Origin of the sequence: Sorangium sp. So ce887 (assembly GCF_051521455.1) — a bacterium.
Lineage (GTDB): Bacteria > Myxococcota_A > Polyangia > Polyangiales > Polyangiaceae > Sorangium.
Genome location: NZ_CP150354.1, coordinates 2,464,337 through 2,477,150 on the forward strand (window position 1 = coordinate 2,464,337; position 12,814 = coordinate 2,477,150).

The 12,814-nt window shown below is 71.1% G+C and carries 13 protein-coding genes; 11 read left to right on the forward strand and 2 right to left on the reverse strand.

Annotation, left to right across the window (positions count from 1 at the left end; genetic code table 11):
• Nucleotides 1–66 precede the first annotated feature (66 nt).
• The 8 genes from WMF36_RS09325 to WMF36_RS09360 all read left to right on the forward strand — a co-directional run bounded on the left by WMF36_RS09325 (nucleotide 67) and on the right by WMF36_RS09360 (nucleotide 7,457).
• Entirely contained in the window at nucleotides 67–1,029 is a 963-nt protein-coding gene (locus WMF36_RS09325; protein ID WP_437579258.1) for a PP2C family protein-serine/threonine phosphatase, read from the forward strand.
• Nucleotides 1,029–1,520 (forward strand): ATP-binding protein, encoded by a 492-nt coding sequence (locus WMF36_RS09330; RefSeq protein WP_437579259.1) that lies wholly within the window; start codon nucleotides 1,029–1,031, stop codon nucleotides 1,518–1,520. The genes WMF36_RS09325 and WMF36_RS09330 overlap by 1 nt, the downstream gene beginning before the upstream one ends.
• A 34-nt stretch (nucleotides 1,521–1,554) precedes the next feature.
• Nucleotides 1,555–1,965: a hypothetical protein gene (locus WMF36_RS09335; protein WP_437579260.1), complete on the forward strand. Its 411-nt coding sequence runs from the start codon at nucleotides 1,555–1,557 to the stop codon at nucleotides 1,963–1,965.
• A 33-nt stretch (nucleotides 1,966–1,998) separates the two neighbouring features.
• On the forward strand, nucleotides 1,999–3,372 hold the full coding sequence (locus tag WMF36_RS09340; protein ID WP_437579261.1) for a PAS domain S-box protein: 1,374 nt from the start codon (nucleotides 1,999–2,001) through the stop codon (nucleotides 3,370–3,372).
• A 129-nt stretch (nucleotides 3,373–3,501) separates the two neighbouring features.
• Nucleotides 3,502–3,999, forward strand: a complete 498-nt coding sequence (locus WMF36_RS09345; RefSeq protein WP_437579262.1) for a MarR family winged helix-turn-helix transcriptional regulator — start codon at nucleotides 3,502–3,504, stop codon at nucleotides 3,997–3,999.
• Nucleotides 4,000–4,015: 16 nt separating this feature from the next.
• On the forward strand, nucleotides 4,016–4,954 hold the full coding sequence (locus WMF36_RS09350; RefSeq protein WP_437579263.1) for a 3-keto-5-aminohexanoate cleavage protein: 939 nt from the start codon (nucleotides 4,016–4,018) through the stop codon (nucleotides 4,952–4,954).
• A complete protein-coding gene (locus tag WMF36_RS09355; RefSeq protein WP_437579264.1) occupies nucleotides 4,951–5,736 on the forward strand; it encodes an enoyl-CoA hydratase/isomerase family protein in 786 nt (261 codons plus the stop codon). The genes WMF36_RS09350 and WMF36_RS09355 overlap by 4 nt, the downstream gene beginning before the upstream one ends.
• A 158-nt stretch (nucleotides 5,737–5,894) precedes the next feature.
• A complete protein-coding gene (locus WMF36_RS09360) occupies nucleotides 5,895–7,457 on the forward strand; it encodes an acyl-CoA carboxylase subunit beta (RefSeq protein WP_437581875.1) in 1,563 nt (520 codons plus the stop codon).
• A gap of 124 nt (nucleotides 7,458–7,581) precedes the next feature.
• Here the strand turns inward: WMF36_RS09360 and WMF36_RS09365 are convergent, their stop codons facing one another.
• The gene (locus WMF36_RS09365) at nucleotides 7,582–9,081 is read right to left on the reverse strand and encodes a hypothetical protein (RefSeq protein WP_437579265.1); all 1,500 of its coding nucleotides are present in this window, start codon (nucleotides 9,079–9,081) and stop codon (nucleotides 7,582–7,584) included.
• A gap of 124 nt (nucleotides 9,082–9,205) precedes the next feature.
• Here WMF36_RS09365 and WMF36_RS09370 point away from each other — a divergent pair, with 124 nt between their 5' ends.
• On the forward strand, nucleotides 9,206–9,922 hold the full coding sequence (locus WMF36_RS09370) for a thiamine phosphate synthase (protein WP_437579266.1): 717 nt from the start codon (nucleotides 9,206–9,208) through the stop codon (nucleotides 9,920–9,922).
• Complete coding sequence (locus WMF36_RS09375; RefSeq protein ID WP_437579267.1) at nucleotides 9,919–10,524, forward strand: hypothetical protein; 606 nt, start codon at nucleotides 9,919–9,921, stop codon at nucleotides 10,522–10,524. The genes WMF36_RS09370 and WMF36_RS09375 overlap by 4 nt, the downstream gene beginning before the upstream one ends.
• Before the next feature lie 81 nt (nucleotides 10,525–10,605).
• On the opposite strand, the gene WMF36_RS09380 is transcribed toward WMF36_RS09375, so the two are convergent.
• Nucleotides 10,606–11,601: an ATP-binding protein gene (locus WMF36_RS09380; protein WP_437579268.1), complete on the reverse strand. Its 996-nt coding sequence runs from the start codon at nucleotides 11,599–11,601 to the stop codon at nucleotides 10,606–10,608.
• Between the two features lie 134 nt (nucleotides 11,602–11,735).
• Between WMF36_RS09380 and WMF36_RS09385 the strand changes: the two genes are divergently transcribed.
• Nucleotides 11,736–12,773 carry an NAD-dependent epimerase/dehydratase family protein gene (locus WMF36_RS09385; protein WP_437579269.1) on the forward strand — a complete coding sequence of 346 codons (1,038 nt, stop codon included), beginning with the start codon at nucleotides 11,736–11,738 and terminating at the stop codon, nucleotides 12,771–12,773.
• The last annotated feature ends 41 nt before the right edge of the window (nucleotides 12,774–12,814 follow it).

Genomic DNA, 12,814 nt, shown 5'->3' on the forward strand with positions numbered 1-12,814 from the left:
GGATCGTCCGTCCAACCCGAATCGCGTCCAGGTCGAGCCATGACTGCACCTAAGGACCTCAGCTCGATGCATTCCAGAGGCTTCATACAGAAGCAGAGCAATCTGGATGCCATCAGGGCGATCGTGAAGGAGCGGCAAGCGTGGAACACACTGCTGCGCGAGGAGGGTAACTTCACCGACTTCATGGAGCGCTGCAGCGCACTCTTGGAGTACGTCGATAAGCTGAAGCTCGACTTCGACGACCTCTCCCTGGTGCACGAGGCCATCCTGGAGCACGCGACCAGCATCGAGAACGAGCTCGAAGGGTACAACCGGGCCATCGACGACGACCTCGCGGTGGCGCGGCAGGTTCAGCGCGCCCTGCTGCCGGAGGCGAGCGGGACCATCGCCTCGTCGTTCGACATGGCCATCTTCCACAAGCAGCTCGCGCAGGTGGGAGGGGACTATTACGACTTCTTCTATCTCCCCGGCGAGCGCCACGCGATCGGTGTCTACGATATCTCGGGTCACGGCGTATCGTCGGCGCTCATCATGGCGTTTCTGAAGGCCCAGTTCGCCCACGCCACCAAGCGGCTCGACAGCCCAGGGGCGATCGTGGATTGGGTGAACCGGAGCGCCTACTCGTTCCTCCGGGAGGTTCGCCGGTACGCGACGGTGAACTTCGTCATGTTTACGGACCGATTCCTCCGCTACGTCTCGGGCGGAGGGTACGGGCTCCTGGTCCGTCGCGGTACGCCGCGCTCGTTCAATCGGGTGAGCAACTTCATCGGTCTGCGTATCAAGCCGTTTCACGAGTTCGAGCTGCCGTTCGAGGAGGATGACGTCCTCGCCTTGTACACAGACGGGATGTTCGAGGCGCAGGACGCGAGCGGGGAGATATATTCCGTGCAACGTCTCAACGAAATCGTGGTCAAGCACAGCGAGGAGCCGGTGCAGGTGATCCTCGACCGGTGCATCGAGGACTACACGCGGTTCCGAGTGGCGGACGCGGACGACATCACACTGATCATCCTGCGAAGGTGCGCCTGATGAAGCCCGATAAGAATCATTCGCAGACGTCGGTCGGTGCATCGATATATATATCTCCGGTCGATCACATCACGGGCGACGTGGCCGGCCTGCTTGCGAACTTTCTGGACGCGCTGCTGGTGAGGTTTTATCCCAGACGGATCTGCCAGAAGGTCAACGTGGTCGTCACCGAGCTGGTCACCAACGTGATCCAGCACGGGACCGAGCGTGACAGCGAGGTACGTCTCGATCTGAGCATCGACCCAGACCGGCTACTCATCAAGGTTTCCAACCGCGTTACGCCGGAAGAGTACCGAACCGTCAAGGCGGTATTCGACGAGATCTTCGCCGCGGAGGACCCGAGGGAGCTCTTTGCCAGGACGGTGCGCGAGCGGCGCAACGACCGACGCAGGGGCGGGCTCGGCCTCATTCGGCTGACCGCTGAGAACAAATTCCATCTCTCGACGCAGTACGTCGATGGAATTCTCGTCGTCCAGGCTACTTTCCCTTGAAAAGGCTGCGTATGTTTTCCACGAAAGGTCGCGTATGAAGGCTCTCAGCTATGGAGAAATCACGGATGGCGGGCTGAGCGTCTTTCAGTCGGTCGCCCGGCTCGATGACGAGAACCGCCTCGTCTTGACCTTCGAGGGCGCTATCCGGATCGACAACCCGTACCGGTACCTGTCCAGCTACCTCGACGAGCTGGCGCGAGTCCTCCCGCAGCATCCGATCACGTCCACGGTGATGGACTTCGTGAAGATGCGGTTCTGCAACTCGAACGGCTTCTACGTCATCATGGACATCGTGGACGCCGTGTACAACCTGGTGCCCGGGCGGGTGACCGTGCGTCGGATCCTCGACGACGACTGGCAGCACGAGACCCTGCCGATCCTGCTCAACCTGAACGAGGAGCACGTGGCCGCGAGGACGACGTTTGAGGACGTCAAGGAGCCGTAGCCGCGGGGTGTGGGCTGGCTAAGGCGACCGGCGATGCACGCACCTGCGAACGAAGCGGACGTGGAGAGGTTCTTCGCTGTCTGTCCCGATCCGCTCTGTGTTCTGCGGGTCGACGGGGCGTTCCTGCGCGTGAGCGGGGCCTGGGAGCGTACGCTTGGCCTGCGGGCCGAGGAGCTCGTCGGCCGGAACCTCCTCGATCTCATACACCAGGACGACCTCCCCGCGACCCGGGAGCAGTTGGATCGGCTCCGGGAGGAGCCCGTCACGCTCGGGATGGAGAACCGGTGCAGGAGCAGGAGCGGCCTCTACGTCTGGCTGTCCTGGTCGATGCTCTCGGTGCCCAGCGAGGGGCTCATCTACGCCTGGGCGCGCAACGTGGGCAAGCAGAAGCGCGTCGAGCGGGCGCTGATGCAGCGGATCGAGACCAAGATGCTGGTCGCGTCGATCTCGGCCCATTTCATCAATGTGAAGCTCGCGGACATCGACCGCGGCTTTCAGTCGGCGCTCGCGGAGCTCGGCAAGACGCTGCGCGCCGACCGGACGAGCCTGTTCCTGCTCTCGGAGGACGGGCGGCGGTTCCTGAGCACGCACGAGTGGTGCGCCGAAGGGGTCCCGTCGCTGCTCGCGGAGCGGGCCGTCATCTCCAGGGATGAGTATCCGTGGCTCGTCGAGAGGCTGTGCCGCCTCGAGGTGTGCGACGTGCCGCGCGTGGCCGACCTGCCGGATGAGGCCGCGAGCGAGCGGAAAGCCTTCACGGAGCTCGGGATCGCTTCGCTCGTCCGGATGCCCGCGGCGTACGCGGGGCGGCTCGTGGGGGTCGTGGGGATCGACGCGGTGCGCTCGATCCGCGCGTGGGACAAGAGCGTGCGGGCGCTGCTCCAGGTCGTCGGCGAGATGTTCGCGATCACGCTGGAACGCATGCGCGCCGAGGAGTCGCTCCGCGCGGTGGTCGAGCAGCAGGAGTCGCTGCGGGCGGTGATCGAGCGGCAGGAGTCCGCGATCGAGACGCTGTCGACGCCGATCATCCAGGTCTGGAACAGCGTGCTCGTGCTGCCGCTCGTGGGGAGCATCGATCGACACCGAGCGTCCGAGATCACGGAGAAGCTGCTGCACACGATCGTCGAGACGAAGTCGCGGTACGCGATCGTCGAGGTGACAGGGGTCGAACAGGTCGACTCCACGACGGCGCAGCACCTCCTCAGCATGCTGCAGACGATCGAGCTGCTCGGCGCTCAAGGCGTCGTGGCCGGCGTCCAGCCCCAGGTGGCGCAGACGGCGTCGTCGCTCGGGATCGAGCTCTCGTCGGTCCAGGTGCACCGGGACCTCCAGGAGGCGCTGCGGTGGTGCATCCGGGAGATCCAGGCGGACGGGCGGCGAGGGAAGCGGCGGCAGAGGGCGAAGCGGTAGAGGGCGAAGCGGTAGAGGGGAGGGGGGAGGGGGAGGGAGAGGACGGATGCGCTCGCTCGGCAGGGGTGGAGCGTGGGCGCTCGCGCTTGACGCGCCCTGCGGGAGCGAATATTTCGTACACGAAGCATCGTGACCGCGACCCTGCCGCAGCCAGAGAGGCCGGAGATCGACGCCATCGTGGAGATGATCATCTATCTCTACACGGAGTCGCGCCGGCTCACGAAGGGCATGGCGAGCGGGTTCGGCCTCACCGGACCCCAGCTCACCATCCTCAAGCTGCTCGAGTCATTTCAAGATCTGTCGCTGTCCACGCTGTCGGAGCGCATCCGGGCACAGAACAGCACGGTGACGGGGATCGTCGATCGGATGGAGCGGGAAGGGCTCGTCCGGCGCGAGCGCTCGAAAGCCGACCGGCGGGTCGTGCACATCCGGCTCAGCGAGAAGGGGGCGCGGCTCGCCCGCGAGATCCAGGTGGAGCCGATGGAGATCTTCCGGAGCGCGCTGCTGAGCCTGAGCTCGACCGATCTGCGTGATCTGCTCCGGATCTTGACGAAGCTACAGCGGCAGGTGGTCGCGCGGGTCGCCCAGGACGGGCAGAAGAAGAGCGACGGCGGCGACAGGACGTGAAAGGGAGGCAGGGGGCATGAGAGAGAAGCCGACGTTCACCGGGGAACCGAGGGAGCCAGACGAGCGAGATCCCGATATCTGCGTGGTGACCTGCGCGCTGTCAGGCGTGCTCGCCAGCCGCAAGCAGTGCCCCGCGATCCCGTACACGCCGGTCGAGATCGCCGAGGAGGCGAAGCGGGCCCACGACGCAGGGGCGGCGGCGGTGCACATCCACGCGCGCAACGACGACGGGTCGCCGACGTTCTCGCCAGCTGTGTTCGCGAAGATCAAGGAAGAGGTGCGGCGGCGCTGCCCGGTGATCCTGAACTTCTCGTCGGGCACCCTGCTCGAGGACGTCAGCGAGCAGTGCACCTATATCCGCGAGAGCCGCCCGGAGATCGCCGCCCTCAATATGGGCACCATGAACTACTCGAAGTACTCGCGCGCACGGAAGAGCTTCGACTTCGATATGGTGTTTCCCAACACGTACGCGAAGATCGGCAAGCTGCTCGCCGTCATGAACGAGGCGGGGACGAAGCCCGAGCTCGAGTGCTTCGATACAGGGCACACCCAGGGCGTGTGGCCGCTCATCGACATGGGCCTGCTCAAGCCCCCGCTGCAGTTCTCGTTCATCGTCAACGTGCTGGGCGGCATCCCGGCGCACGTGGAGTCGCTCCAGCTCCAGACCAAGATCATGCCGCCCGGCTCGGAGTGGGAGGTGATCGGGATCAGCCACGGGCAGTGGAGGATGCTGGCGGCGGCGCTCGTGCTCGGCGGCAACGTGCGGTGCGGGCTAGAGGACCACTTCTACCTGCCGAGCGGCGAGATGGCGCGCAGCAATGGCGAGCTCTGCGAGGTGGCCGTGCGCATGGTGCGCGACGTCGGGCGCAGGCCGGCGACCGTCGAGGAAGCCCGGCAGATCCTGGGGCTGCGAGGCGACGGCGCGGTCGGCCCAGTGGAGGGTGCGGCGTCGTGACGGCGGGCGCGTACACGGTCATCCAGGCCGCCTCCGCGGGGGGGGTCCTTCGGCTCACGCTGAACAACCCGTGGCGCAAGAACGCGATCGGGCCGGCGATGGTGAGCGAGCTCCTCCACGCCCTGGAGGCCGGCATGGCCGACGTGGCGGTGCGCTGCGTGGTGCTGACCGGCGCGGGCGACGCGTTCTGCGCCGGGGGCGACTTCGCGCAGCTCTCGGGGGCGGAGGGGGCGCCACAGCCCGAGGTGAAGGGCGATTACGCGGATCTGCTGCTCGCCATGGCGAACGCGGGCAAGCCGATCGTGGCGCGGGTGAACGGGCACGCGCTGGGCGGCGGGCTCGGGCTCGTCGCGGCGTCGCACGTCGCGATCGGCGCCCGCGGCGCGAAGCTCGGGACGCCGGAGATCAACGTGGGCCTGTTCCCGATGATGATCATGGCGGTGCTCCAGCGGCACGTGAGCCGCCGCAAGCTGCTGGAGATGATGCTCCTCGGGCAACGCCTCGACGCCGACGAGGCCGCGCAGTGCGGCCTCCTCAACAAGGCGGTGGAGCCGGGGGCGCTCGACGCCGCGGTCGACGAGGTGACGTCCACCCTCGCCGCGAAGAGCCCGATCGCGGTGCGGCTCGGTCTGGAGGCGTTCGCGGCGCAGGACGACCTCGATCTCGAGTCGGCGCTGCCGCTCCTGCGCGAGCGGCTCGCCGGCTGCCTCGCGACGGACGACGCGCGCGAGGGGCTCATGGCCTTCCTGGAGAAGCGGCAGCCCCGCTGGTCGGGCAGGTAGGCGCGCCGGGCGCGGGAGAGCTTTGCGGGGGACGGGAGAGCGTCGCAGTCCGCGGCGCTCGCTGGCTCTCGGTTGAGGCGGCCCCGCTCTCCGGCGCGCGCCACGAAGGCGAAGCGCGCGGCGGAGAGCGGGGCCGCAGGATGAGGTGGCCTGTGAACATGCGTGAGCTCGTGAAGGACCTCGAGGCCCGCCGGGAGCAGGTGCGGCGGATGGGCGGCGAGGAGCGGGTGGCGAAGCAGCACGCCCGCGGGAAGATGACGGCGCGGGAGCGGCTCGCCGCGTTCTTCGACGACGGCGTGCACTTCGAGGTCGGGATGCACGGCACGCAGATGGGGATCGCGGCCGGAGCGGACGGGAAGGATCGGCCGCCGGCCGACGCGGTGGTGTGCGGGTTCGGCAAGGTCGACGGGCGGATGGTGTGCGCGGCGGCGTACGACTTCACCGTGAAGGGCGGCAGCATCGGGCACACCGGCGAGGAGAAGGTGACCCGGCTGCGGCAGATGGCGCTCCGCGGCCGCTGGCCGATGGTGTGGTTCATCGACTCGGGCGGGGCGCGCATCGATCCCGGCTCGATGCACCCGGACAGCATCTCGCTGTTCGCCGGCACGGGGCACCTGTTCCGCGAGCAGGTGCACATGAGCGGCGTGGTGCCGCAGGTGGCCGCCATGGTGGGGCCAGGCGCCGCGGGCACCGCGTACATCCCGGGGCTCGCGGACTTCGTGCCGATGGTCAAGGACATCGGCTCGATGGCGCTCGGCGGCCCAGCGCTCGTGCGCGCGATGACCGGCGAGGACATCTCCGAGCAGGAGCTCGGCGGCAGCAAGGTGCACGCGACGAAGAGCGGCGTGGGCGACGCGGAGGTCGCGAGCGACGCCGAGTGCGTCGCCGCGGTGAAGCGGTACCTCTCGTTCTTCCCGTCGAGCTGCGACGAGGAGCCGCCGCGCCTGCCGGTCACCGATCCGATCGAGCGGCGGGAGGAGTCGCTGCTCGACCTGTTGCCCGAGAGCCCGCGGCGCGCTTACGACATGCTGAAGCTGATCGACGCGATCGTCGATCACGGCGATCGGCTCGACCTGAAGCCGCGGTGGGCGCGCTCGATCATCACCTGCCTTTCGCGCATCGGCGGCCAGCCGGTCGGCATCGTGGCGAACCAGCCGACCCAGATGGGCGGCATCCTCGACGTGGACGCGGCGGACAAGGCCGCGCGCTTCATGCAGATCTGCGACGCGTTCAACCTCCCGCTCGTGTTCCTGCAGGACGTGCCGGGCTTCATGATCGGCTCGAAGGTCGAGCACGAGGGGATCATCCGCCACGGGGCGAAGATGCTGCACGTCATGGCCGCGGCCACCGTGCCGAAGATCACGGTGGTCGTGCGCAAGGCGTACGGCGCCGGTTATTACGTGATGTGCGGGCGCGCGTACGAGCCGGACCTCATCGTCGGCTGGCCGACCGCGGAGATCAGCGTGATGGGGCCGGAGGGCATGCTCGGGATCGCGGCGAAGAAGATGTTCGGGGACACGCCGCCGTCCGCCGAGGTGAAGCAGGGGATGGTCGAGGCGATCCAGAAGAACATCGATGTGATGAAGGTCGCCGGGTGGGGGCTCATCGACGACGTGATCGATCCGCGGGACACGCGCAGGGCGATCGCGTGGGGGCTCGAGCTCGCGCGGAAGAAGCGGGTGGAGCGGCCGGAGAAGAAGCGGGGGATCCTCCCGGTCTAGCGCGAGGCGCGGCCGCGGCGGGGACGGCGAGCCGGAGGAGAAAGAAGACCACCAGGACACCGAGAGGAGAGCGAAACCTTCTAGGTTGGCGCCGCGCCGACGCGCGGGCCAGCCTTTTCAGGGATCACTCGGCCTTCGCATCGTCATCCTTTTCATTGTCCCGTTCCGGCGCCTGGCCCTCATCGGGCTTCGGCGTCGGCACGGGCCGCGGCGCGGCCGCGTAGAACGGCTCCGGCGCGCTCTTCACGCGGAGGAGCGTCGAGTTCGTGGCGGGGACGATGGCGGTGTACGCGTCCAGGCCGAGCTGGGTGCCCGGCTCGTTCGCGTGCAGCGTGGCCGTGACCCGGTAGAGGCCCTCGCGGGCGAACGTGTCGTCGGGGCAGACCTCCCGCAGGAGGAGCGAGAGGTCGACCGACGCGCCGGGCTTCAGCGTTCGGTACAGGTCGCGCGGGATCGCCCCCATCGGCGGGGACGCCTCGCACACGGTCGTGCCGTTCGGACCGGCGACGTAGAACTCGAGCATCCGCGGCCGGACGGCCACGGTCATGGGGCGCTTGCCGGCGTTCCTCGCGCTGACCCGGACGACGATCGAGCGAGGGCTCGCCGCGTCGGACCAGGGCTCGCTCGTGAGCTCCAGGCGAGGCGCGTTGGCGTCCACGATCAGCCCGCCTGGCGAGCCGGCGGCGTGATCCCTGTGCGACGGTGCCCCCGGTGCAGCGGCCTCGCCGGCTGGCCTGTCCGCGGCGGCTTGAGCGGTCTTGTCGCCCGCGGGCCGAGTGGTCTTGTCGGCCTCAGGCCGAGCCGCCGCGTCGGCCGACGGCTGCGCCTGCTCGCCTGCCGGAGAGGGCGGCGCGGCGCCGTCCGGGTCGTCCGCGGCGGCTTCCTTGCGGGGCAGGCCGTAGCTCAGCACGACGGTGGGCGCGGCGAGCCCGGTCGCCGGGGCGAACGCCGGCGGATCGTCCGTCGACTCCACGGCGAACGGCGGCGAGGGCGCCTTTCTCGACCACTTGGGCGGCGGGCCCCAGCCGTACCACGCCCTCACCACCGAGCCGCCGGCGAGCGCAGCTGCGTCCTTGCCGAAGCAGAGCAGGCGCGGATCGAAATGCTCCATGTACGACTGGCCGGGCGCGAGCAGGAGCGCGCGCCGCTCCGGAAAGCCGCTCGGCTTGAGCCCCGCAGGGGCGGCGCAGCGGACCGTCTTCTTCGTGCGCTTGTTCAGCGTGTCGATCTCGAAGCGCAGCAGCCGCACGTCCGCCGGGATGCGCATGGGGCGCTCCCCGTCGTTGTCGATCCGCAGCGTCCACGGCCCCCGAAAAGACGGCGCGATGAGCCAGACGCGCGCCGGCGCCGGCGGCAGGGGCGGGGGCTCGGACGCCTTCTTCTTCGCGCCCGCCCTGGGCGCGGCGGCGTTGGCCCTGCCAGCCGGCGCGGCGGCGTCGGCCTTCGGGCTCCCTGCCGGCACGGCGGAGCTCGGCTTCTCTCCCGGCTGCGCGGGACCCGATTTCTCTTCCGCGAGCGCAGGGCTCGACGCGAGCCCCAGAACGGCCACGGCGGCCGATGCGGCCGATGCGGCCGATGCGGCCGACACGAACAGACAGGCGATCCGGGCGAGACGTGTGCGCATGGAGGATCCGTTCGGGAGCGAACGCTTCCGCTTTCTTTCTGGGGGCGTCAACCTTAGCGTAGCCGGCGCGCCTGGCCTCCCTCGGAGGGCCCGGCCGCTCTCCCCCATCGCTCGAAGCGTGGTCATGCGCGGTCTGTACGCCATCGTCGACACCGACTCGCTCGCGCGTCGCGGGCTCGATCCGGCGGCGTTCGCCGAGGCCGTCCTCGACGCGCGCCCCGCGGCCCTCCAGCTCCGCGACAAGCGGGGCGGGACGGCAGGCACGCTCTCGCTCCTCCGCGCGATCCGGCCGCTCGCGGCGCGCGCGGGCGTGCCGCTGTTCGCGAACGACCGGGCGGATCTCGCGGTGCTGGCGCGCTGCGACGGGGTGCACGTCGGCCAGGACGATCTCCCGGTGTCCGCCGTGCACACGCTCGCGCAGCGCGCCGGCGTCGCGCTGCGCGTCGGGCTCTCCACGCACACGCGCGCGCAGCTCGAGGCCGCGCTGCAGGGGCCGCCCGAGCACCTCGATTACGTCGCGATCGGACCCATCTTCACGACCTCGAGCAAGGAGCGCCCGGACGCCGAGGTCGGTCTCGAGGGGCTCGCGTCGCTGCGCGCGCTGGTCGAGCGGGCGCGGCCCGGGCTGCCGGTCGTGGCGATCGGCGGGATCTCGCTGGAGAGGGCGCGCGACGTGGGCCCGCTCTGCTCCGCCGCGGCGATCATCGCCGCGCTGCTGCCGGAGCAGGGCGCGCCGACGTCGCGCGCCCTCGACGAGGTGAGCGCGCGGGCGCGGGCGCTCAAGGAGGCCCTCGCGCCGGCGGCCGCGGCCGCGGCGCCGCCCGGAGGGGGCGCGCGATGAGCCTGGCGCTGCTCGCGGCGGCCGCCGCGGCGGTGGCCGCGACCGTGGGCTTCATGGCGGCGCGCCGCGAGCGGGAGGCGGCGGGAGAGGACGGCGGCGAGAAAGAGCGCGCCGCGCCGGCGGCGTCCCCCGAGGACGCGCCGTGGGACGAGCTGCCGTTCGCGCTCGGCGACGTGGTCCTGGCCGGGATCGAGGAGCGCTGGCTCTCGGGCGCGATCGTGGCGCGCGAGCGGGGCGAGATCGTCGCCGCGGTGTTCCTCGCGCCCGAGGGCGCGGCGCAGGGGGCGGTGGCGGCCTTCCCCGCGCCGCGGCGCGAGATCCTGTGGCTCGCGCCCGCGGCCGTCGACTCGCCGGAGGAGCCGCCGGCGACGCTCGAGATCGCGGGCATGACCCTGCGGCGGCGGGCGCGGCTGCCGGCGGCGCTGGAGCGCCTGGGGCAGGGCGCGCCCTCGCTGGGCCACGCGGGGATCATCGCGCTGTACGAGGGCGGCGGGGACGACGCGGCCGTGGTGATCGCGAGCGAGGGGCGCATCCACGCCTGGGCCGGGCGGCGCATCGAGGACGGCGGATACGAGCGGCTGGGCGGCGGCGGCGAGGGCTGACGCGGCGGGCGGAGACGAGCGGCCGGTCGGCGGCGGCGAGGGCTGACGCGGGCCTGCCCTGCGGGGCGATAGCCGTGTCCCTCAGCCGATGACGCTGCGCAGCTCCGCGATCAGCGAGGCCATCGCCAGGCTCGGCGAGGCGTTGCGCTCGAGCTGCGCCACGGCGCGGGAGACGGCCGCGTAGCGCCTGGCCGAGACGACGGCGCGGCGCGGATCGGCCGCGACCGTGGCGCGGGCCTCGCGGGCGAGCGCCGCGTTGAGCGCGCGGAGGTCGTCCTTGAGGGCGCCCTTGTCGCGATCCACCGACTCCGCGAACGCGACGGCGGGACCGAGGTCCCGGGCGGCCGCGGCCGCGAGGGCGCTCTTCACGAAGGCGTCGCGCGAGGCGGTCTGCTCCTCGTCCGCGAGCTCGAGCGCCGCGGAGGCGCTGCCCGCGGCGAGCTCCACGGCGAGGTCGTGGCGCGCCTCGGGCACGCCGTGATCGCGGAGGATGCCGCGGACGATCGGCTCGGAGAGCGGGGCGAAGCGCACGGGCAGGGTGCGCGAGCGGATCGTGTTGAGCAGGCGATCGCCGCGCGAGGTCAGCAGGACGAAGTGGGTGCCGGGCCGCGGCTCCTCGAGCGTCTTGAGGAACGCGTTCGCGGCGCCGACGCTGAGGTCCTCGGCGTCGCGGACGATGAACACCCGCGCGCGCCCCTCGTGCGGCGTGTAGGCGGCGTGCGCGAGCACGATGGCGCGGACCTGGTCGACCGAGATCTCGGTCAGCTCGTCGCGGCTCCGGCCGATGACGGCGGCGGGGTAGAAGTTCTTCGCCACGATCTGCACGTCGGGGTGCAGCGGCGAGGCGGGGCGCCCCGCGGCGCGCCCGGCCGCGCGCCGGCACGCGTCGCAGCGGCCGCAGCCGAGCGGGTCGCCCCCGGTGCAGACGAGCGCCTGCGAGAGCGCGACGGCCGCGAGCTCCTTGCCGACGCCGGCCGGGCCCTCGAAGCGGTAGGCGTGGTGCACGCGACCCGCCTCGAGCGCGCGCACGAGCGTGCCGACCGCGGTGTCCTGGCCAAGGATGTGGGAGAACGGCACGGTCCGCTATCTAGCACGACCGGGGCGCGGCCTGATCCCGGCTCGCGCGAGAGGCCGCCCGGCGTCCGCCCGCGCCGCGATCGTGCCGCTCCTCATGAGCGATCCTTGCGAGCGGCGGTGATAGGTTGCCGCGCATGCGCGTCCTCGTGCTCGGCGGCACTCGATTCATGGGTCATTTCCTGGTCTATCGCCTGCTCGCCGCGGGCCACCAGGTCACCCTCGTGAACCGCGGCGCGACGCCCGACCTGTTCGGCGATCGCGTCGCGCGGGTCCGCTGCGACCGGGCGGCCGGCGATCTCGCGCAGGCGCTCGGAGGCCGCGAGTTCGACGCCGCGGTGGACTTCACCGCGTACACGGCCGCGGACGGCCGCGCGGCGGCCCTGGCGCTCGGCGGCGGGCGCGTCGGCCACTACGTGATGATCAGCACCGGCTCGGTGTACCTCGTCCGCGAGGGGTGCCCGCGGCCGTCGCGCGAGCGCGACTACGACGGCCCGCTGCTCCCGGAGCCCGCGGGCGCGGAAGATCGCGCGGCGTGGGCCTACGGCATGGACAAGCGAGGCGCCGAGGAGGTGCTCGCGGCCGCCTGGCGGGACGACCGCTTTCCCGCGACCGTGCTGCGCCTCCCGATGGTGAACGGGACGCGCGACCCCTACCGCCGCCTCGAGCGCTACATCGCGCGCGTGCTCGACGCCGGCCCGCTGCTCGTCCCGGACGGCGGCAGGAACCCCGTGCGGCACGTGTACAGCGGCGACGTCGTGAGGGCGATCGCGAAGCTGCTCCTCGTGCCGTCGACCTTCGGCGAGGCGTACAACCTCTGCATGGAGGAGACGCCGACGCTCTCGGAGCTGCTCGCGCTCGTCGCCGAGCTGCTCGGCGCACCGGCGCGCCTCGCGCCGATCTCCTCGGCCGCGCTCCGGGCCCGCGGCATCGACCCGGTCGCGATGTCGCCGTTCAGCGATCGCTGGATGTCGGAGCTGGATCCCGCGAAGGCCAGGGCGGAGCTCGGCTTCCAGCACACGCCGCTCCGGCGCTGGCTCGAGACGGTGATCACGTCGCTGCTCGCGAACCCGCCGTCCGAGCCGCCGCCGGGCTACGAGCGGCGCGCCGAGGAGGTGTCGCTCGCGGCGGCGCTCGCCGCCGGGGCGGGGGCGGGGAACGCCGGCGCAACGTGAGATAAGAGGTAAGCTGAGCCCGCGGAAGGCGAGAGGGCCGG

Excerpts from the sequence above, each read along its gene's own strand:
- WMF36_RS09340 (WP_437579261.1), top strand. The coding sequence starts at position 1,999 with ATGCACGCACCTGCGAACGAAGCGGACGTGGAGAGGTTCTTCGCTGTC.
- WMF36_RS09370 (WP_437579266.1), top strand. The coding sequence starts at position 9,206 with ATGCGCGGTCTGTACGCCATCGTCGACACCGACTCGCTCGCGCGTCGC.
- WMF36_RS09350 (WP_437579263.1), top strand. The coding sequence starts at position 4,016 with ATGAGAGAGAAGCCGACGTTCACCGGGGAACCGAGGGAGCCAGACGAG.
- WMF36_RS09330 (WP_437579259.1), top strand. The coding sequence starts at position 1,029 with ATGAAGCCCGATAAGAATCATTCGCAGACGTCGGTCGGTGCATCGATA.
- WMF36_RS09335 (WP_437579260.1), top strand. The coding sequence starts at position 1,555 with ATGAAGGCTCTCAGCTATGGAGAAATCACGGATGGCGGGCTGAGCGTC.
- WMF36_RS09360 (WP_437581875.1), top strand. The coding sequence starts at position 5,895 with ATGCGTGAGCTCGTGAAGGACCTCGAGGCCCGCCGGGAGCAGGTGCGG.
- WMF36_RS09375 (WP_437579267.1), top strand. The coding sequence starts at position 9,919 with ATGAGCCTGGCGCTGCTCGCGGCGGCCGCCGCGGCGGTGGCCGCGACC.
- WMF36_RS09365 (WP_437579265.1), bottom strand. The coding sequence starts at position 9,081 with ATGCGCACACGTCTCGCCCGGATCGCCTGTCTGTTCGTGTCGGCCGCA.
- WMF36_RS09325 (WP_437579258.1), top strand. The coding sequence starts at position 67 with ATGCATTCCAGAGGCTTCATACAGAAGCAGAGCAATCTGGATGCCATC.
- WMF36_RS09385 (WP_437579269.1), top strand. The coding sequence starts at position 11,736 with ATGCGCGTCCTCGTGCTCGGCGGCACTCGATTCATGGGTCATTTCCTG.